General features: G+C 67.9%; 15 protein-coding genes. 14 read left to right on the forward strand and 1 reads right to left on the reverse strand.

The features are described from left to right. Positions 1-100 precede the first annotated feature (100 nt). From IEX13_RS06760 to IEX13_RS06790, 7 genes are all read left to right on the forward strand, one after another. Entirely contained in the window at positions 101-367 is a 267-nt protein-coding gene (locus IEX13_RS06760) for a hypothetical protein (protein ID WP_188662435.1), read from the forward strand. Between the two features lies 1 nt (position 368). Continuing rightward, complete coding sequence (locus IEX13_RS06765) at positions 369-731, forward strand: GntR family transcriptional regulator (protein WP_188662437.1); 363 nt, start codon at positions 369-371, stop codon at positions 729-731. Then, complete coding sequence (locus IEX13_RS06770) at positions 731-1,591, forward strand: ABC transporter ATP-binding protein (protein ID WP_188662439.1); 861 nt, start codon at positions 731-733, stop codon at positions 1,589-1,591. Before IEX13_RS06765 ends, IEX13_RS06770 begins: the two co-directional genes overlap by 1 nt. Then, positions 1,588-2,559 (forward strand): hypothetical protein, encoded by a 972-nt coding sequence (locus tag IEX13_RS06775; RefSeq protein WP_188662441.1) that lies wholly within the window; start codon positions 1,588-1,590, stop codon positions 2,557-2,559. The genes IEX13_RS06770 and IEX13_RS06775 overlap by 4 nt, the downstream gene beginning before the upstream one ends. A gap of 72 nt (positions 2,560-2,631) precedes the next feature. Further along, a complete protein-coding gene (locus IEX13_RS06780) occupies positions 2,632-3,192 on the forward strand; it encodes a hypothetical protein (protein WP_188662442.1) in 561 nt (186 codons plus the stop codon). A gap of 16 nt (positions 3,193-3,208) precedes the next feature. Continuing rightward, a complete protein-coding gene (locus IEX13_RS06785; RefSeq protein ID WP_188662443.1) occupies positions 3,209-3,970 on the forward strand; it encodes a DUF4097 family beta strand repeat-containing protein in 762 nt (253 codons plus the stop codon). Positions 3,971-3,983: 13 nt separating this feature from the next. Next, positions 3,984-6,413 carry a serine hydrolase domain-containing protein gene (locus IEX13_RS06790; protein ID WP_188662444.1) on the forward strand — a complete coding sequence of 810 codons (2,430 nt, stop codon included), beginning with the start codon at positions 3,984-3,986 and terminating at the stop codon, positions 6,411-6,413. A gap of 36 nt (positions 6,414-6,449) precedes the next feature. Here IEX13_RS06790 and IEX13_RS06795 read toward each other — a convergent pair whose 3' ends face one another. Continuing rightward, positions 6,450-7,856, reverse strand: a complete 1,407-nt coding sequence (locus IEX13_RS06795; protein WP_188662445.1) for a class II fumarate hydratase — start codon at positions 7,854-7,856, stop codon at positions 6,450-6,452. A 109-nt stretch (positions 7,857-7,965) separates the two neighbouring features. Here IEX13_RS06795 and purB point away from each other — a divergent pair, with 109 nt between their 5' ends. The 7 genes from purB (at position 7,966) to IEX13_RS06830 (ending at position 18,166) form a co-directional block, all read left to right on the forward strand. Next, positions 7,966-9,333, forward strand: a complete 1,368-nt coding sequence (gene purB, locus IEX13_RS06800; RefSeq protein ID WP_188662446.1) for an adenylosuccinate lyase — start codon at positions 7,966-7,968, stop codon at positions 9,331-9,333. A 20-nt stretch (positions 9,334-9,353) separates the two neighbouring features. Beyond that, entirely contained in the window at positions 9,354-10,544 is a 1,191-nt protein-coding gene (locus tag IEX13_RS06805; RefSeq protein ID WP_188662447.1) for a cupin domain-containing protein, read from the forward strand. A gap of 4 nt (positions 10,545-10,548) precedes the next feature. Beyond that, a complete protein-coding gene (locus tag IEX13_RS06810) occupies positions 10,549-11,508 on the forward strand; it encodes a GNAT family N-acetyltransferase (protein ID WP_188662448.1) in 960 nt (319 codons plus the stop codon). A gap of 178 nt (positions 11,509-11,686) precedes the next feature. Further along, the gene (locus IEX13_RS06815) at positions 11,687-14,509 is read left to right on the forward strand and encodes a 2-oxoglutarate dehydrogenase E1 component (protein WP_188662449.1); all 2,823 of its coding nucleotides are present in this window, start codon (positions 11,687-11,689) and stop codon (positions 14,507-14,509) included. A gap of 31 nt (positions 14,510-14,540) precedes the next feature. After that, positions 14,541-15,722, forward strand: a complete 1,182-nt coding sequence (odhB, locus tag IEX13_RS06820) for a 2-oxoglutarate dehydrogenase complex dihydrolipoyllysine-residue succinyltransferase (RefSeq protein WP_188662450.1) — start codon at positions 14,541-14,543, stop codon at positions 15,720-15,722. A gap of 23 nt (positions 15,723-15,745) precedes the next feature. Beyond that, complete coding sequence (gene lpdA, locus IEX13_RS06825) at positions 15,746-17,170, forward strand: dihydrolipoyl dehydrogenase (protein WP_188662452.1); 1,425 nt, start codon at positions 15,746-15,748, stop codon at positions 17,168-17,170. A gap of 3 nt (positions 17,171-17,173) precedes the next feature. Next, positions 17,174-18,166 carry an oxidoreductase gene (locus IEX13_RS06830; protein ID WP_188662454.1) on the forward strand — a complete coding sequence of 331 codons (993 nt, stop codon included), beginning with the start codon at positions 17,174-17,176 and terminating at the stop codon, positions 18,164-18,166.

Genomic DNA, 18,166 nt, shown 5'->3' on the forward strand with positions numbered 1-18,166 from the left:
TTGGCCCCCCGGGCGTGCAAAAGGTGTTGACAGCCGGTTTCATGGTGTTATAGTTCGCTACAACACCTGACCAATACCTCACCAACGCGGGAGGCCGCACATGACCCCCAAGATCAAGACCAACCTGATGGCCCTGGCTGTTTCGCTCAGCGTCCTGGTGGCCGGCTACGGCCTCGGCGAGGCGCCGAGCCAGCCTGTCTCGCTGGCGCCTGCGACGAACCTCGTCGCGGTCGAAACCGACGAGCAAGCCGCCCCGGACGCCGAAGCCCTGCTGCGGGCACACCAGATCAGCCGCGGCGCCCTCAAGCGCCAGATCGCCATGCCCTACGTGTCCATGGCCGCCCTCATGCCCCGCCGGGAGTCCTGAAATGACCATCGCATGGAATGACAGCGCGCCGATCTACCGGCAGCTCAAGGACAAGGTGGTGGCGATGATGCTCGACGGCATCCTGCTGCCCGGCGAGGCCCTGCCCTCGGTCCGGCAGATCGCCGCCGAATACCAGCTCAACCCAATCACCGTCTCCCGCGCCTACCAGGAGCTGGCGGACGAAGGACTCGTGGAAAAAAGAAGGGGACTTGGCATGTACGTGACCGAAGGGGCGCGCGAAAACCTGCTGGCATCCGAGCGGGACCGCTTCCTGAAGGAAGAGTGGCCGCTGGTGGTCGAGCGCATCCAGCGCCTCGGCCTGGACATCGGGAAACTCATGGCCCAGGCGAAGGAGAGCAACTGATGAGCGCCGTCATTTCCGCACGCAACCTCTCCAAGCGCTACGGCAAGGGCAAGCCCGCCGTTGATTCGATCAGCTTCGAGATCCCCGCCGGCCGCATCGTCGGCCTGATCGGCCCGAACGGGTCGGGCAAGACCACCACGCTCAAGGCCGCGCTGGGTCTGGTGCCCTTCGAGGGCGAACTCAAGGTGCTGGGCAAGAACCCGCGCACCGAGCGCGACGACGTGATGCAGGACGTGTGCTTCATCGCCGACGTGGCCGTGCTGCCGCGCTGGCTGAAGGTGAAGGACGCCGTGGACTTCGTGGCCGGCGTGCACCCGCGCTTCGACCGCAAGAAGGCCGAGGCCTACCTGGCGCACACCAAGCTGCACCCGGAAATGAGGGTCAAGCAGATGTCCAAGGGCATGATCGTGCAGCTGCACCTGGCGCTCGTGATGGCCATCGACGCCAAGCTGCTGGTGCTCGACGAACCGACGCTGGGCCTGGACATCCTCTACCGCAAGCAGTTCTACCAGAACCTGCTCGAGGACTACTTCGACGAGAACAAGACCATCGTCGTCACCACCCACCAGGTCGAGGAGATCGAACACATCCTCACCGACCTGATGTTCATCCGCGAAGGCAAGATCGTGCTTTCCGCGACGATGGACGAAGTGGGCGAACGCTTCACCGAGGTCATGGTGCCGGCCGACAAGGCCGAAGCCGCGCGTGCCCTCAAGCCCATCGACGAACGCACCGTGTTCGGCAAGGCCGTGATGCTGTTCGACGGCGTGCCCCGCGACCAGGTCGCCAGCTTCGGCGAGGTCCGCAACCCCGGCATCGCCGACCTGTTCGTCGCCACCATGAAAGGAACCTACGCATGAACACCTTCAAATGGCTGCTCAAGCGCGAATACTGGGAGCACCGCGGCGGCCTGTTCTGGGCGCCGGTCATCACCTCGGCGATCTTCGTGTTCTTCACCATCGTCGCGCTCACCCTCGCCGCCTTCGGCATCAACCAGGCCGACGAGGTCGAGATCGGGCTCAACCTCTCGGAAGGCATCGCGCAGCTGGCCGACCCGGCCAACCGCGCGGACGTCACCGCCGGACTCGAGCTGATCTTCTACATGCTGGGCAACCCGATCATGGGCGTGATGGCCTTCGTCGGCTTCTTCTACTGCCTGGGCTCGCTGTACGACGAGCGCAAGGACCGCAGCATCCTGTTCTGGAAGTCGCTGCCGATCTCCGACCGTGAAACCGTCGGTTCCAAGGTCTTCACCGCCGCCCTGATCGTGCCTGCGATCGGCGTGGTGGGCGCCACGGTCACGGCCCTGCTGATCATGGTGGTGCTGTCCCTGTTCATCCTGATGCACGGGGCCAACCCCATCTACCTGTGGGACGTCGGCGCCATCAGCCGGGCCATCTTCAACATGGTTGCCTCCCTGCCGATCTACGCGCTCTGGGCACTGCCGACCATCGGCTGGCTGATGCTGTGCTCGGCCTGGTTCCGTCGGGTGCCCTTCATCTGGGCGGTGCTGATCCCGATCCTGAGCGGCGTGCTGGTCTGGATGGTTGGCCTGATGGAGCTGTTCGGCAAGGGCGCCGACTGGTTCTGGGGCCAGGTGGTGGGCCGCGTGCTCAGCGGCACCCTGCCCGGCATGGACATCGTCTACCGCCTGGCCCACGACCCCGTGCAGATCCAGGGTGACGGGCCGCGGGAGATCGCCCAGTACATCTCCGTCGGCGCCAACTACACCGTCTTCGCGATTCCGCAGATGTGGATCGGCATCGCCCTGGGCGCGCTGATGATCTACGCGGCGATCCGCCTGCGCGGCAACAGCGACGAAGGTTGATTCCCCCGGCGGGGCGGGCCTGGTTGGCCGCCCCGCTGTTTTGTCCCACCCATCCCATTGCAGAGGCTTCCCATGTCCCGACTCCTGTTTCTCCTGCTCGTACCGACCCTGGCCCTGGCCGGTTGTGGCGGCAAAGACGACGCCGGGCGCGAACTGTCCCTCTCCGAGAAAGTGACCCGCGAAGTCCGCGAGGAAATGGCCAGGGAAAACCTGGACGTCGGCGGCGGCAAGGACCTGCCCCATGCCGAGCTGACGCCAGAGGGCGAGCTGCTCATCGACGGCAAGCCGGTCGGCCTCGACCCCGCCCAGCGTGAGCTGGCGCTGGCCTACCGCGGCAACATCGCGGCCATCGCCGAAGCGGGCGCCGGCATCGGGCTGCAAAGCGCCGAACTGGCCAAGGACAGCATCGTGCTTGCATTCCAGGGTCTCGCCAGCGGCGAAGGCACCGCTTCGGTGGAAGAAAAGACCAGGGAAAAGGCCAAGGAAATCGAAGCCACCGCCAAGGCCCTGTGCGACCGCCTGCCGGCCCTCTACCAGAGCCAGCAAGCCCTGGCCGCAGCGGTTCCGGAGTACGCGCCCTATGCCGACATGGACGAGTCGGACATCGATGACTGCCACGTCAACGTCAACTGAGCCCGGAGGCCCGACCATGAAGCTCCTCGCCCTGCCCCTGCTGCTCCTGCCCGGCCTCGCCGCGGCCAGCGACTGCAAGCATGAAGAAAACCGCCAGCTGGCGCTCGACCTGGACGGCATCAGCCAGGTACGTTTTGAAGTCACCGCGCACGACCTGCGCGTGGACGGCGTCGCCGCCGAGAAGGCCGAACCGCTGCGCATCCGCGCCTGCGCGTCCGACCCCGACTACCTGCCGCAGCTGGTGGTCGAATCGAGCCGCCGCGGCGACACGCTGGTGGTCCGCATCGAACGCAAGGGCCGCACCTCCGGCATCTTCTTCAGCCCCACTTATGCCAACCTCGACGTTCAGGCGCGCCTGCCGGCGGACCTGGCCTACGACATCGACCTGGGTTCGGGCGACGTGGAGATCAACGGCGTCGCCACCCTGTCCGCCGACGTCGGATCGGGCGACCTGGACGCCCGTTCGATCGCCGGTGCGGTCACGGCCCGGGTCGGGTCGGGCGACATCGAACTCGACGACATCGGCAGCCTGGACCTGCGCGCGGTCGGCTCCGGCGACCTCGACGCCAGCCGCATCCGCGGCGACGTGGACGTCGGTTCCCTGGGCTCTGGCGACATCACGCTCGACGGCGTTGGCGGCAGCGTGCGCGTCGGTCGCATCGGCTCGGGCGACCTCGACGTCGACGACGTCGCCGGCGACCTGGTGGTCGGCCGGCTGGGCAGCGGCGACGTCGACCATGGCCGCGTCCGCGGCAAGGTCAGCGTCCCGAAGGACTGAGGCAGGCATGAGGATGCGTTCGTTCCTGGCCACGGCCACGGCCCTGGCCCTGGCCCTGGCCCTGGCCCTGGCCAGCAACGCTCCTGCCGTCGCGCCCGCGGCCATCGAAACCATCGAGCGCGGGCTCCTGCCCGGGCAGTACCTGGAAGGGCAGCTGCAAACACGCTCGATCGCCGAAGCCATGCTCGAGGACAACATCCCGGGCCTGAGCATGGTCTTCATCGACAAGGGCGAGATTGCCTGGCAAAGAAGCTACGGTTACGCCGACCTCGCCTCCCTGTCCCCCGTCACCCCGGAGACGGTCTTCACGGGCGCTTCGCTGAGCAAGCCGCTGGCTGCGGTCACGGCCCTGCAGCTGGTCGAGAAGGGAAAGATTGGCCTGGATGACGACGTCAATCGCCACCTGGTGTCCTGGAAGGTCCCGGACAGCGCATTCGTCGCCACCCGGCCGGTGACGCTGCGGCAGCTGATCGGCCATCGCGCGGGCATCGCGAATTACGTGTCCGGATCGTACGACCTTGGCCAGGACGTACCCACCGTGACTGAACTGCTTGAGGGCAGCCCGCCCTCCAAGGATCCGAAGACGGCGTCGTTCGCAGTGCCGGGACAGGAGTACAGGTATTCCAACCCCGGCTATCTGGTCGTGCAGCAGCTGATCGAGGACGTGGCCGGAACGAGCTTCGAGGTTGCGGCCCGTTCGGCGATATTCGAGCCGGTCGCGATGGATGACAGCTCCTTCCTTCAGCCCATGCCCGACCGCCTGGGGGTCCGCAGGGCAACCGGCTACAGCGAGGACCTGGACCCGTATCCCTACCAGCTGTTTCCGTTCAAGGCGGCCGGAGGCGTCTGGAGCACCCCGACCGACCTGGCCCGGTTCGCCATGACGTTGATCGACGACCACCATGGCGGCGGCGTCCTGCTGTCGCGTGAAACGACCAGGCAGGTCTTCGCGCGCGACAAGATCAAGCTCGGGTTCACCAAGCATTTCGTGGAGGGCTCGGACGACATCGTCTTCGACCACTGGGGAAGCAACGTGGGCTTCACCAGCTACCTGGTCGGTTCCCTGGAAAAGCGACAGGTCCTGGTCGTCATGACCAACAGCGACAAGGGCTTCGATCTGATGGCCGCGATCGCCCGGACCGTTGCCCGCCAGTACGGCTGGAAGCCCATCGAGCCCAAGGTCCTGGTCCGCCACGAGCTGGACCCGAAGGCGTTGCCGGACTTCGGCGGGGAGTTCGGCGGCGGGCCAGGGGAAAACGAACGGTTCGTCTTCTTGGCTGAAGGCGAGCGCCTTTATCTGGCCAGCAAGGCAGACGAAGAGAGGGCGCCGCTGGTGGCCGTCGGGGAACAGACCTTCATCGACCCGGCGCGCAACACCACGTATGAGTTCCTCAGGAACCGGGCAGGCGAGGTCGCGTGGCTCAGGGTGACTCTGGACAGCGGCTACAACTCTGACTATCCGAAGCGCCCGACGACGTCGGATTTCATCGGCAAGAGCATGCAGCAGGCCGGTGTCGAGGGGCTGGCCGTCGCGGTGATCCGGGACGGCAAGATCGTCCTGGATGAAGGTTTTGGTGTCACCAATGCCCGGACGGGCGGCAAGGTGGATGCGCGGACCCTGTTCGAGGCCGCTTCCCTGTCCAAACCCGTGTTCGCCTACTTCGCGCTGTCACTGGCCCGGCAGGGTGTCGTCGATCTCGACCAGCCAGTGCATGCCTACTGGGACCACCCGGAGCTCGCGGACGACCCCGGGCACGAACGGATCACCGCCCGCATGCTGCTGACTCATACCTCCGGCCTGCCCAACTGGCGCTCGGAAAGCGGTGGCAGGCTCGCGCTGTCGTTCGCACCGGGGACGGCCTTCCAGTATTCGGGAGAAGGCTATGAGTACCTGCGCGGCGTGATCCAGAAGCAGCTGGGGCTCGACGACGACGCATTGCAGGCGCTGCTGGACGAGCAGGTGACACGGGCCGTGGGCGCCGGGTTCATGATGTACACCTGGGATGACGCCATTCCGACGCGGAAGGCCTACGGCCATCGCGACGGCAAGCCCACCGACAACCACCGCCACGACCACAACTTCGGGGCGTCCTACAGCCTCAACACCACGGCCGGCGACTACGCCAGGTTCGTCGCCGCCTTGCTGCGGCCCGAGAGCCCCGACAAGCAGGAAATCGCCGACGAGCTCCTTGCGCTGCAGACAACGCTTCCGACCAAGGCCGGCGAACCCCACCGGACCCTGGGCTTCGCCGTAAAGGACACCGGAGGCCGCCTGATGTACTACCACTCGGGCAACAATGGCGACTTCCGCTCATACGTCCATTTCTACCGGGACACCGGCGATGGCGTCGTCCTGCTGAGCAATTCCGACAAACTCATTGCCTCGGGCCTGGCCCGACAGATCGTCGAGCACCTGGGCCAGCCCTGGCCGCATTCCCCCTGACACTTCCCGGATCCCGTGCTTTCCGCCGCGGGTCTGTCAGCCGCCGCCCCCGCCCGGCGCGCCGTGGATGCCGCCTTCGGCCAGCGCGGCCGGGTCCAAGAGCTTGCGCAAGACCTTTTCCTCCAGCCCGGTGCGCTCCATCGCCACCGCCAACACGGGCCTGCCCTCGCGGTAGGCCTGTTTCGCGATGGCCGCGGCGTTTTCGTAGCCGATCACCGGGTTGAGCGCCGTCACCAGGATCGGGTTGCGGGCCAGCGCCTGTTCGAGCCGGTCGTGGCGCACGCTGAAGCCCGCGATGGCGCCGTCGGCCAGGACCCGCATCGCGTTCGCCAGCAAGTCGATCGACTGCAGCAGGTTGTGGGCGATGACCGGCAGCATCACGTTGAGCTGGAAGTTGCCGCTGGCGCCGGCGACGGTGACCGTGACGTGGTTGCCCATGACCTGGGCACAGACCATGCACAGGGCTTCGGGCAGCACCGGGTTGACCTTGCCCGGCATGATCGAACTGCCCGGCTGCAGCGCCGGCAGTTCGATCTCGCCCAGCCCGGCCAGCGGCCCGGAATTCATCCAGCGCAGGTCGTTGCCGATCTTCATCAGCGCGGTCGCCAGCGTATTGAGCTGGCCGGAGAGTTCGACCGCGCCGTCCTGCGCGGCAATGCCCTCGAACAGGTTGCCGGCCTGGGCGAAGCGCTGGCCCGAAAGTCTGGCCAGGTCCTTGGCCACGCGCCGGCCGAAGCGGGGGTCGGCATTGATGCCGGTGCCCACCGCCGTGCCGCCGATGGGCAGTCGGACCAGGCGCCCCAGGCTGTCGTCGATGCGTTCGGCCGCCGAGGCCAGCTGCGCCGACCAGGCGCCCATTTCCTGGCCCAGGGTCAGCGGCATCGCGTCCATCAGGTGGGTGCGGCCGGTCTTGACGGCCTTGCCGACCCGTCGCGCCTTTCGGTCGATGGCCAGGCGCAGGTGCTTGATGGCCGGCAGCAGGCGCTCCCGGCAGGCCAGCACCGCGGCGACCTGGATGGCCGTGGGCACGACATCGTTCGAGCTCTGGCCCATGTTGACGTGGTCGTTGGCGTGCACCGGCGCCTTGCGGCCCCTTGAGGCCAGCCGGGCGATCACCTCGTTGGCGTTCATGTTGCTGGACGTGCCCGAGCCGGTCTGGAACACGTCCACCGGGAACTGGCCATCCAGGTCGCCCTCCGCCACCTGCAGGGCGGCGGCGCGGATGACTTCGGCCAGATCCTCGGGCAGGTGGCCCAGCGAGGCATTGGCCCCCGCCGCCGCGGCCTTGACCAGGCCCAGGGCCCGGATGAAGTCGCGCGGCATGCGCAGGCCGGAAATCGGGAAGTTCTGCACGGCGCGCTGGGTCTGGGCGCCGTAAAGCGCTTGGGCGGGGACCTGCAGCTCGCCCAGGCTGTCGGATTCGATGCGGGTCTTGCTGGCCATGGTCGGACTCCGGTGGATCGTGCCCGCAGCATAGCGCCCCCTGCAGGAGCGGGGTCCGGCGGCGAGCGGGTAGAATGCGGACCCTCCCCGCCTTGCCCGAGCCCGACCGATGTCCGACGCCGCCCTCACCGCCCTGTCCCCCATCGACGGCCGCTATGCCGGCAAGGCCGAGGCGCTGCGGCCGATCTTTTCCGAATACGGGCTGGTCCGCGCCCGCGTGCGGGTGGAAGTGGAATGGCTGCTGGCCCTGGCCGCGGAAGCCGGCATCACCGAGCTGGCGCCCTTCTCCGACGCCGCCGCGACGCGCCTGCGTGCCCTGGCCGACGGCTTCAGCGTCGCCGACGCGGCCCGGGTGAAGGAGATCGAGCGCACCACCAACCACGACGTCAAGGCGGTTGAATATTTCATCAAGGAACGCCTCAGGGACGACGCCGAACTCGGGCCGGCCCTGGAGTTCGTGCACTTCGCCTGCACCAGCGAAGACATCAACAACCTCAGCTACGCCCTGATGCTGCAGGCGGCCTACACCCGGGTCATCGCCCCGAAAACCGCCGAAGTGATGGACACCCTGCGTTCGATGGCGCATGAACACGCGGACCTGCCGATGCTGTCGCGGACCCACGGCCAGACCGCCTCGCCCACCACCGTCGGCAAGGAAATCGCCAACGTGGTCGCGCGCCTGCAGCGCCAGGTGGCGGTGATGCACGGCGTCGAGTTCCCGGGCAAGATCAACGGCGCCGTCGGCAACTACAACGCCCACGTGGTCGCCTACCCCGACGTCGACTGGCCGGCGCTGGCGCAGCGCTTCGTCGAGTCGCTGGGCCTGGACTTCAACCCCTACACCACCCAGATCGAACCGCACGACGGCATCGCCGAACTGTGCGACGCCCAGCGCCGCATCAACACCGTGCTGGTGGACCTGTGCCGCGACGTCTGGGGCTATATCTCGCTGGGTTATTTCAAGCAGGCGGTGAAGGCCGGCGAAGTGGGCAGTTCGACCATGCCGCACAAGGTCAATCCGATCGATTTCGAAAACGCCGAGGGCAACTTCGGCGTCGCCAACGCCCTGCTGGCCCACTTTTCCGAAAAGCTGCCGATCAGCCGCTGGCAGCGCGACCTGACCGACTCCACCGTGCTGCGCGCGCTGGGCACCGCCTTCGGCCATTCGCTGATCGCGCTCGACGCCCTGCAGCGCGGCCTGGGCAAGCTCAGCGTCAATCCCGAGCGTTTGGCCGCCGACCTCGACGCCGCCTGGGAAGTGCTGGCCGAACCCGTGCAGACGGTGATGCGCCGCCACGGCCTGGCCAACCCCTACGAACAGCTCAAGGCGCTGACCCGCGGCCAGGGCATCACCGAAGCCTCGATGCGCGACTTCATCAACGGCCTGGACCTGCCCGCCGACGCCAAGGCCCGCCTGCTCGCCCTCACCCCCGCCAGCTACACCGGCCACGCCGCGTCGCTGGCGCGTGGGGTTTGATTTTCTGCCACGGAAGCTAAATGCCCCGACACCCGATTGAAGTCGCCGGATCGACCAAGCAGCCGCTGGGCATGCCGGCGGCGGCGTTCCTGCGGGACTACTGGCAGAAGCGGCCGCTGCTGGTCCGGCAGGCGTTTCCGGATTTCCAGTCGCCGATTTCGCCCGAGGACCTGGCCGGGCTGGCCTGCGAAGAAGCGGCGCTGTCGCGCATCGTCATGCACGACCGCGCGCGCGACCGCTGGGAGCTGCGCACCGGTCCCTTCGACGAAGCCATGTTCCCGGACCTGCCGCGCCAGGACTGGACCCTGCTGGTCCAGGACGTGGACAAGTGGGACATGGACATCCGCGCCCTGCTTGACGCCTTCCACTTCCTGCCGGCCTGGCGGCTCGACGACATCATGGTCAGCTTCGCCGCGCCCGGTGGTTCGGTCGGCGCACACGTCGACCAGTACGACGTGTTCCTGCTGCAGGCCCAGGGCCACCGGCGCTGGCAGATCGACAGCCGCACCGGCGCGCCGCTGGACTTTCGCGACGACGTCGAGCTGAAGCTGCTGTCGTATTTCGATCCCGACCACGACTGGGTCCTGGCCCCCGGCGACATGCTCTACCTGCCGCCCGGCGTGCCCCACCACGGCGTCGCCGAAGACGCCTGCCTCACCTTCTCGGTCGGCATGCGCGCACCCTCGCGCGCCGAACTGATGGTGGACCTGGCCGAAGAACTGGCCGCGGCCCTGCCCGAGGAATCCCGCTACGCCGACCCCGACCTGGCGCCGGCGCGCGACGCCTGGGAAATCGACGACGCCGCCTTCGGGCGCCTGCGCGCCGCGCTCGCCGACCTGCAGTCGCCGGACGAGGACCGCCTGCGCGCCTGGTTCGGCCGTTTCATCACCCAGTACCGCGCCGGCGGCGAGATCGAGGCGCCGGCCCGCGCCCCGGATGCCAATGCAGTGGCCAAAGGCCTGGACCAGGGCGGCATCCTGCTGCGGCATCCGCATTCGCGGGTTGCCTGGGCGCGGCAAGGCCGCGGTGCCCGGCTGTTCGCCAACGGCCTGGTCCTGTCGCTGGGCGTCGCCGACGCGCGGCGCCTGGCCGCCGCCGAACGCCTGGACGCCGCCGGACTGGCCGCGCTCGGCGCCCGGGGCCGTGAAGCACTGCATACCCTGGTGGCCGCCGGCCACTACCAACTGGTCAAGCCACGACGCCGACGGTGACGCCATGATCCCGACCGACTTCCGCATCGAACCCGCCGACTACACCACCGACCTGCCCGACCTGCGCAAGGTCCGGGAAACGGTGTTCATCCTCGAGCAGAAAGTGCCCGAAGAAGAAGAATGGGACGACCTGGACCCGCGAAGCCACCACGTGCTGGCCCGCGACGCCAATGGCCAACCGATCGGCACCGGCCGCCTGACCCCCGAACACAAGATCGGCCGCATGGCCGTGCTGCGCGAGTGGCGCGGCCGCGGCGTCGGCGACGGCCTGCTGGTGGCGCTGATGGACCGCGCCCGGGCCCTGGGCTGGACCGAAGTCAAACTCAACGCCCAGGTGTCGGCGCTGGCGTTCTACGCGCGCCACGGCTTCGAACCCTACGGCGAGCGTTTCATGGAAGCCGGCATCGAACACCAGGCCATGCGCCGCGCGATCGAACCGCTGGCCGGTCCGGAGCGCCCGCCGGCGCGGCCGCGAGGCCCGTCGGTGGCGGCCGAGGAGTTCGACGGCCTGTCCGCGGCCACCGAAGCGACGATCCGGCTGGTGGACGATGCGCGGCGCGAACTGGTCGTGTTCAGCCGCGACCTCGACCCGGCGCTGTATTCACAGCCCGCCGTCATCGACGCCTTCCGGCGCTTCGCCACCGCCGGCCGCGGCGGCGTGGTCCAGCTGATCGTGCTCGACCCGGCCGCCGTTCAGGGCCAGGGGCATCCGCTGCTGGGGCTGGCGCAGCGGCTGACGTCGGTCTTCCAGTTCCGCACGCCGGTCGAGGACGTGGACCTGCAATACCCCTCGGCCTTCCTGGCCAACGACCGCGATGGTTACCTGTTCCGGCAGCTTGGCAGCCGCTGGGACGGCGACTGGAGCCCGGCCCACCCCGCGCGCACCCGGCAGCTGGCCGACCACTTCGGGCGGGTCTGGGAACGTTCACGCGCCTGCACCGAACTCCGGGCCCTGGGCATCTGACCAGGTCCGCCCCGGGCCGCCGGCGAGCGGCCCCGCAGCGCCTTCCGGGCCCGGTGTCGGGTTCTAATGCCTGGCCGCGCGGGCTATAATCCCGGGCCTTGCCGTCGCCATCGCGCGACGCCCGACATCCCATTCCATCAATCACTTACCCGTCGTCGAGACGGGCCAGGCCAGGGTCGTGGACAGTCTGATCAAGAAGTTTAAGCAGACCTCTCAGCTCGCCGGCGGCAATGCCGCCTATATCGAAGACCTGTACGAACAGTACCTGGTCGATCCCGATGCGGTCCCCGCCGCCTGGAAAACCTACTTCGACGGCTTCAAGGGCCGCGAAGCGGGCGACGTGCCGCACTCGGTCGTCATGGCCCAGGTACAGGCGGCCGCGCGCGCGCCGCAGTCGGGCGGCGTCGACGACGAAACCGCCCGCAAGCAGGCCGCCGTCGGCAAGCTGGTCACCGCCTACCGCTCGCGCGGCCACCTGGGCGCCCAGCTCGACCCGCTGGGCATGATGACCCGCCCCGAAGCCCCGGACCTGGGCCTGGCCCACCACGGCCTGGCCGAGTCCGACCTCGACCGCGAATTCACCGTCGACACCTGGTTCGGCGCGCCCCGGTACAAGCTGCGCGACCTGCTGGCCAAGCTGCGCGCCTCGTATTCGGGCAGCATCGGCGCCGAGTTCATGCACATCTCCGACGTGCAGCAGCGTCGCTGGATGCAGCAGCGCCTGGAAGGCGCCACCGCCGGCTACGGCCTGGACAAGGACGCCCGCCTGCGCCTGCTCGAACGCCTCACCGCGGCCGAAGGCCTCGAGCGTTACCTGCACACCGCCTTCGTCGGCCAGAAGCGTTTTTCGCTCGAGGGCGGCGATTCGCTGATTCCGCTGATGGACACGCTGGTGCGCCACGGCGGCGGCGCCGGCATCAAGGACGTGGTCATCGGCATGGCCCATCGCGGCCGCCTGAACACGCTCATCAATACGATGGGCAAGCCGCCGCACAAGCTGTTCGACGAATTCCGCGGCCAGTTCGAACACAACGACGACCCGGCCTATTCGGGCGACGTGAAGTACCACATGGGCTATTCGTCCGACGTCGCCACCCCCGGCGGCCCGGTGCACCTGGCCCTGGCCTTCAACCCCTCGCATCTTGAAATCGTCGACCCGGTCGTCGCCGGCTCGGTGCGTGCGCGCCAGATGCGCCGCGGCGACACCAAGCGCGAACAGGTGCTGCCGATCCTGATCCACGGCGACGCCGCCTTCGCCGGCCAGGGCGTGGTGATGGAACTGTTCCAGATGTCGCAGGCCCGCGGTTTCGCGGTCGGCGGCACCATCCACGTGGTCATCAACAACCAGGTCGGCTTCACCATCAGCCGCCCGGACGATTCGCGCTCCACGCTCTACAGCACCGACCCGGCCAAGATCATCGGCGCGCCCGTGCTGCACGTGAACGGCGACGACCCGGAGGCCGTGGCCTTCTGCGCCCGCATGGCCTTCGACTTCCGTCGTGAATTCGGCCGCGACGTCGTCATCGACCTGGTCTGCTACCGCAAGCACGGCCACAACGAAGCCGACGAACCGGCGGCCACCCAGCCGCTGATGTACAAGAACATCCGCGCCCGCAAGTCCACGCGCGAGCTTTACGCCGACAAGCTGGCCGCCGAGGGCGTGATCGACGCCGCCGGCGCCAAGGCGCTTGTCGACGGCTACCGCGAGAAGCTCGACAAGGGCGAGGTCACCACCGAACTGGTGAAGGTCGAAGCCGATCCCTTCGCCGTGGACTGGTCGCCCTGGCTCGACGGCACCCTGGCCGACGAGGTCAAGACCGCCGTCAAGCGCAGCGAACTCGACAAGCTGGCCACGCAGATCAACGCGCCGCGCGAAGACCTCAAGCTGCACGCCCGCGTCGCCAAGATCTACGAAGACCGCCGCAAGATGGCCGCCGGCGAGCTGCCCATGGACTGGGGTTTCGCCGAAAACCTGGCCTACGCGACCCTGCTGTCGGAAGGCTACAAGCTGCGCATCGTTGGCCAGGACTCCGGCCGCGGCACCTTCTTCCATCGCCACGCCGTGCTGCACGACCAGGCCACCGGCGAAGCGGTGATGCCGCTGCGCGAGCTGGTGGACAACCCCGAACACGCCATGATCATCGACTCGCTGCTCAGCGAGGAAGCGGTGATGGCCTTCGAATACGGCTACTCCACCGCCGAGCCGGGCACGCTCAACATCTGGGAAGGCCAGTTCGGCGACTTCGCCAACGGCGCCCAGGTGGTGATCGACCAGTTCATCACCTCGGGTGAGTCCAAGTGGGACCGCCTGTGCGGCCTGGTGCTGTTCCTGCCGCACGGGTACGAAGGCCAGGGCCCCGAGCACAGCTCGGCCCGGCTGGAGCGTTTCCTGCAGCTGTGCGCCCTGGACAACATCCAGGTCTGCACGCCGACCACGCCCGCGCAGATGTTCCACATGCTGCGCCGGCAAATGCTGCGCGCCACCCGCAAGCCGCTGGTGGTGATGACCCCGAAGTCCATGCTGCGCCACAAGCTGTCGGTGTCGGGCCTGGACGACCTGGCCAAGGGCGGCTTCCAGAACCTCATCCCCGACAGCACCTGCAAGGATCCGAAGAAGGCGCGCCGGGTCGTGGTCTGCGGCGGCAAGGTCTATTACGACCTGGTCGAAGCCGCGGCCGCGAAGAAGGTCTCGGACGTCGCCATCGTTCGCGTCGAGCAGCTCTACCCGTTCCCGCGGGCGCTGCTGGCCGCCGAGCTCAAGCGCTTTGGCGCCGCGAAGCAAGTGGTGTGGTGCCAGGAAGAGCCCCTCAACCAGGGCGCCTGGTACCAGATCCGCCACCATCTGGATTTCTGCCTCGCCAAGGGCCAGTCGCTCAGCTACGCCGGGCGTTCGCGCTCGGCCTCGCCGGCCGCCGGCCACCTGAACACGCACAACGCCGAACAGGCGCAGCTGATCGAAGACGCATTGGTCAGCGCGCCCAACACCCATACCGCCGAATAAGCCCCCACTCCACGCCAGCAGGACCTTTTCCATGAGCATCGAAGTCAAAGTCCCGGTCCTTCCGGAATCCGTGTCCGACGCCACCATCGCCACCTGGCACAAGAAGGCCGGTGACTCCGTCCGTCGCGACGAGAACCTGCTCGACCTCGAGACTGACAAGGTCGTGCTCGAAGTGCCCTCGCCGGTCGACGGCGTGCTCAAGGAACTCAAGTTCAAGGAAGGCGACACGGTGAACAGCCAGCAGGTCGTGGCGATCATCGAGGAAGGCGCCGTCGCCGAGGCACCGAAGGAAGAAAAGAAGGCCGACGCCCCCAAGGCCGACGACAAGCCGGCCGCCAAGGCCGAAGCGGCCAAGGCCCCGGCCAAGTCCGGCGGCAAGGCCGAGCTGCCCCCGGGCGCCGCGGCCCACGCCGCCCGCAACGACGTCAACCCGGCCGATATCGCCGGCACCGGCCGCGGTGGCCGCGTGACCAAGGAAGACGTGGTCAACCACATCAAGGTCGGCGGCGGCGCCCGCCCCGAGCAGCGCGTGCCGATGACCCGCATCCGCCAGCGCATCGCCGAACGCATGATGGAGTCCAAGAACTCCATCGCCATGCTCACCTCCTTCAACGAGGTGAACCTGGGCAAGGTGATGGCCATGCGCAAGGAGCTGGGCGAGCCGTTCGAGAAGACCCATGGCATCAAGCTCGGCTTCATGAGTTTCTTCGCCAAGGCCGCGGCCAATGCGCTGCAGAAGCACCCGGCGGTCAATGCCTCGGTGGACGGCACCGAGATCATCTACCACGGCTACGCCGACATCTCGATCGCCGTGGCCACCGAAAAGGGCCTGGTGACGCCGGTGCTGCGCAACGTCGAGAACATGAGCTTCGCCGACGTCGAATCGTCCATCGCCGGTTACGCCAAGGCGGCCCGCGAGGGCGGCCTGAAGCTCGAGGACCTGCAGGGCGGCACCTTCACCATCACCAACGGCGGCACCTTCGGTTCGCTGATGTCCACGCCGATCGTCAACCCGCCGCAGTCTGCGATCCTGGGCATGCACGCGATCAAGGAGCGCCCGATCGCCGAGAACGGCCAGGTCGTGGTGGCGCCGATGATGTACATCGCGCTCAGCTACGACCACCGCATCATCGACGGCAAGGACGCGGTGCTGTTCCTGGTCGACATCAAGAACCAGCTCGAGAATCCCCACCGCATGCTGCTGGGCCTGTAAGGCCGACAAGGAAGGAACCGGATATGTCTGAGCAATACGACGTCGTCGTCATCGGTGCCGGCCCCGCCGGCTACCACGCCGCCATCCGCGCCGCCCAGCTGGGCATGAAGGTCGCCTGCATCGACGCGGCCCTGGGCAAGGACGGCAAGCCGGCCCTGGGCGGCACCTGCCTGCGCGTGGGCTGCATCCCCTCGAAGGCCCTGCTCGACAGCTCGCGGCAGTTCCACAACCTGCAGCACCTGTTCGGCGAGCACGGCATCAGCGCCAAGGACCCGAAGATCGATGTCAAGACGATGGTTGGCCGCAAGGACAAGATCGTCAAGCAGTTCACCGGCGGCATCGCCCAGCTGTTCAAGGCCAACAAGATCACCGCCTACTACGGCTTCGGCACCCTGCACGCCGGCAAGAAGGTCGTGGTCAAGCAGCACGACGGCATGGACGTCGAACTGGTCGGCAAACACGTCGTCATCGCCGCGGGCTCGGATTCGATCGAGCTGCCGTTCGCGAAGTTCGACGGCAAGCACGTCGTCGACAACGTCGGCGCGCTGGATTTCGAAGCCGTGCCCAAGCGCCTTGGCGTGATCGGCGCCGGCGTCATCGGCCTGGAACTGGGCAGCGTCTGGAAGCGCCTGGGCGCCGAGGTCACCATCCTCGAAGCCATGCCCGACTTCCTGGCCGCGGCCGACGCCGAAGCCGCGAAGGTCGCGCTCAAGGAATTCAAGAAGCAGGGCCTGGACATCAAGCTCGGCGCCAAGGTCAGCAAGGCCGAGGTCAAGAAGAACGAAGTGCACCTGACCTACAACGACGGCAAGTCCGACCAGTCCCTGGTCGTGGACAAGCTGCTGGTCGCCGTGGGCCGCAAGGCCGCCACCAAGGGCCTGCTGGCCGACGACAGCGGCGTCAAGCTCAACGAACGCGGCCAGGTCGAAGTGGACGAACACTGCAAGACCAGCGTTGACGGCGTCTGGGCCGTGGGCGACTGCGTGCGCGGCCCGATGCTGGCGCACAAGGGCTTCGAGGAAGGCATCGCCGTCGCCGAGCTCATCGCCGGCCTGCCCGGCCACGTCAACCTCGACACCGTTCCCTGGGTCATCTACACCGAGCCGGAAATCGCCTGGGTCGGCAAGACCGAAAAGCAGCTCAAGGACGAAGGCGTCCCGTTCAAGACCGGCAGCTTCCCGTTCGCGGCCGTCGGCCGCGCAGTGGCCATGGGCGAACCGGCGGGCTTCGTGAAGGTGATCGCACACGAAGAAACCGACCGCATCCTGGGCATGCACCTGGTCGGCGTGAACGTGTCCGAGCTGGTGCACGAAGGCGTGCTGGCCATGGAATTCCACGGGTCGGCCGAGGACCTGGCGCGCATCTGCCACGCCCATCCGACGCTTTCGGAAGCCATCCACGACGCCGCCATGGCGGTCGACAAGCGCGCCATCCACAAGGCCAACTGAGCCGTGGCCGTGCCCGCCAGCTTCCGTGCGTTCCGCATCCACGGCGAAGGCGGCCATCGCGCCGGCATCGAACAGGTCGGCCTCGACGACCTGTCGCCGGGCGAAGTGGTGGTTCGGGCCGAATGGTCCAGCGTCAACTACAAGGACGCCCTGGCCGGCACCGGCGAAGGCAAGATCCTGCGGCGCTTCCCGCTGGTCGGTGGCATCGACGTCGCCGGCCACGTGGTGGCATCCACGGACCCGCGTTTCCGCGAGGGCGACCCGGTGCTGTGCACCGGTTCGGGCCTGTCGGAAACCCGCGACGGCGGTTATTCCGAATTCGTGCGTCTGCCGGCCGAATGGACCATCCCGCTGCCCGCCGGCCTGGGCCTACGCGAGGCGATGATCCTGGGCACGGCGGGTTTCACCGCCGGCCTGTCGCTACTGCGCATGGAAGCCAACGGCCAGACCCCGGCCATGGGCCCGGTGGTCGTCACCGGCGCCACCGGTGGCGTCAGCATGCTGGCCATCGACATCCTCACCCGCGCCGGCTATGAGGCGCATGCCATCACCGGCAAGTTCGACCAGCTCGATTTCCTCACCCGCCTGGGCGCCAGGCAGGTGCTGGACCGCAAGGACATGCAGTGGGGGCAGCGGCCGCTGGAAACCGCGATCTGGGCCGGCGCCATCGACAGCGTCGGTGGCGACACCCTGGCCGGCCTCAGCCGCGCCATCCAGCCCTACGGCAATATCGCCGCCTGCGGCCTGGCCGGCGGCCATGCGCTCAACACCACCGTCATGCCGTTCATCATCCGCGGCGTCTCCATCCTGGGCATCGCCTCGGCCGGCACCCCGCGACCGCAGCGCGAGCAGGTCTGGCAGCGGCTTGCCGGCCCGTGGAAACCCGCGCACCTGGACGCCATCTGCACGCGGGAAGCCACGCTGGACGCGCTTCCCGAGGTATTCCCGACCATGCTGGCCGGTGCATCCTTCGGACGAACGGTCGTCCGTATCTGA

It is taken from the genome of Arenimonas soli (genome assembly GCF_014643775.1).
Taxonomy (GTDB): Bacteria; Pseudomonadota; Gammaproteobacteria; order Xanthomonadales; family Xanthomonadaceae; genus Arenimonas; species Arenimonas soli.

Coding starts and splice junctions, on each gene's coding strand:
- IEX13_RS06760 (WP_188662435.1), top strand. CDS start 101: ATGACCCCCAAGATCAAGACCAACCTGATGGCCCTGGCTGTTTCGCTC.
- IEX13_RS06765 (WP_188662437.1), top strand. CDS start 369: ATGACCATCGCATGGAATGACAGCGCGCCGATCTACCGGCAGCTCAAG.
- IEX13_RS06770 (WP_188662439.1), top strand. CDS start 731: ATGAGCGCCGTCATTTCCGCACGCAACCTCTCCAAGCGCTACGGCAAG.
- IEX13_RS06775 (WP_188662441.1), top strand. CDS start 1,588: ATGAACACCTTCAAATGGCTGCTCAAGCGCGAATACTGGGAGCACCGC.
- IEX13_RS06780 (WP_188662442.1), top strand. CDS start 2,632: ATGTCCCGACTCCTGTTTCTCCTGCTCGTACCGACCCTGGCCCTGGCC.
- IEX13_RS06785 (WP_188662443.1), top strand. CDS start 3,209: ATGAAGCTCCTCGCCCTGCCCCTGCTGCTCCTGCCCGGCCTCGCCGCG.
- IEX13_RS06790 (WP_188662444.1), top strand. CDS start 3,984: ATGCGTTCGTTCCTGGCCACGGCCACGGCCCTGGCCCTGGCCCTGGCC.
- IEX13_RS06795 (WP_188662445.1), bottom strand. CDS start 7,856: ATGGCCAGCAAGACCCGCATCGAATCCGACAGCCTGGGCGAGCTGCAG.
- purB (WP_188662446.1), top strand. CDS start 7,966: ATGTCCGACGCCGCCCTCACCGCCCTGTCCCCCATCGACGGCCGCTAT.
- IEX13_RS06805 (WP_188662447.1), top strand. CDS start 9,354: ATGCCCCGACACCCGATTGAAGTCGCCGGATCGACCAAGCAGCCGCTG.
- IEX13_RS06810 (WP_188662448.1), top strand. CDS start 10,549: ATGATCCCGACCGACTTCCGCATCGAACCCGCCGACTACACCACCGAC.
- odhB (WP_188662450.1), top strand. CDS start 14,541: ATGAGCATCGAAGTCAAAGTCCCGGTCCTTCCGGAATCCGTGTCCGAC.
- lpdA (WP_188662452.1), top strand. CDS start 15,746: ATGTCTGAGCAATACGACGTCGTCGTCATCGGTGCCGGCCCCGCCGGC.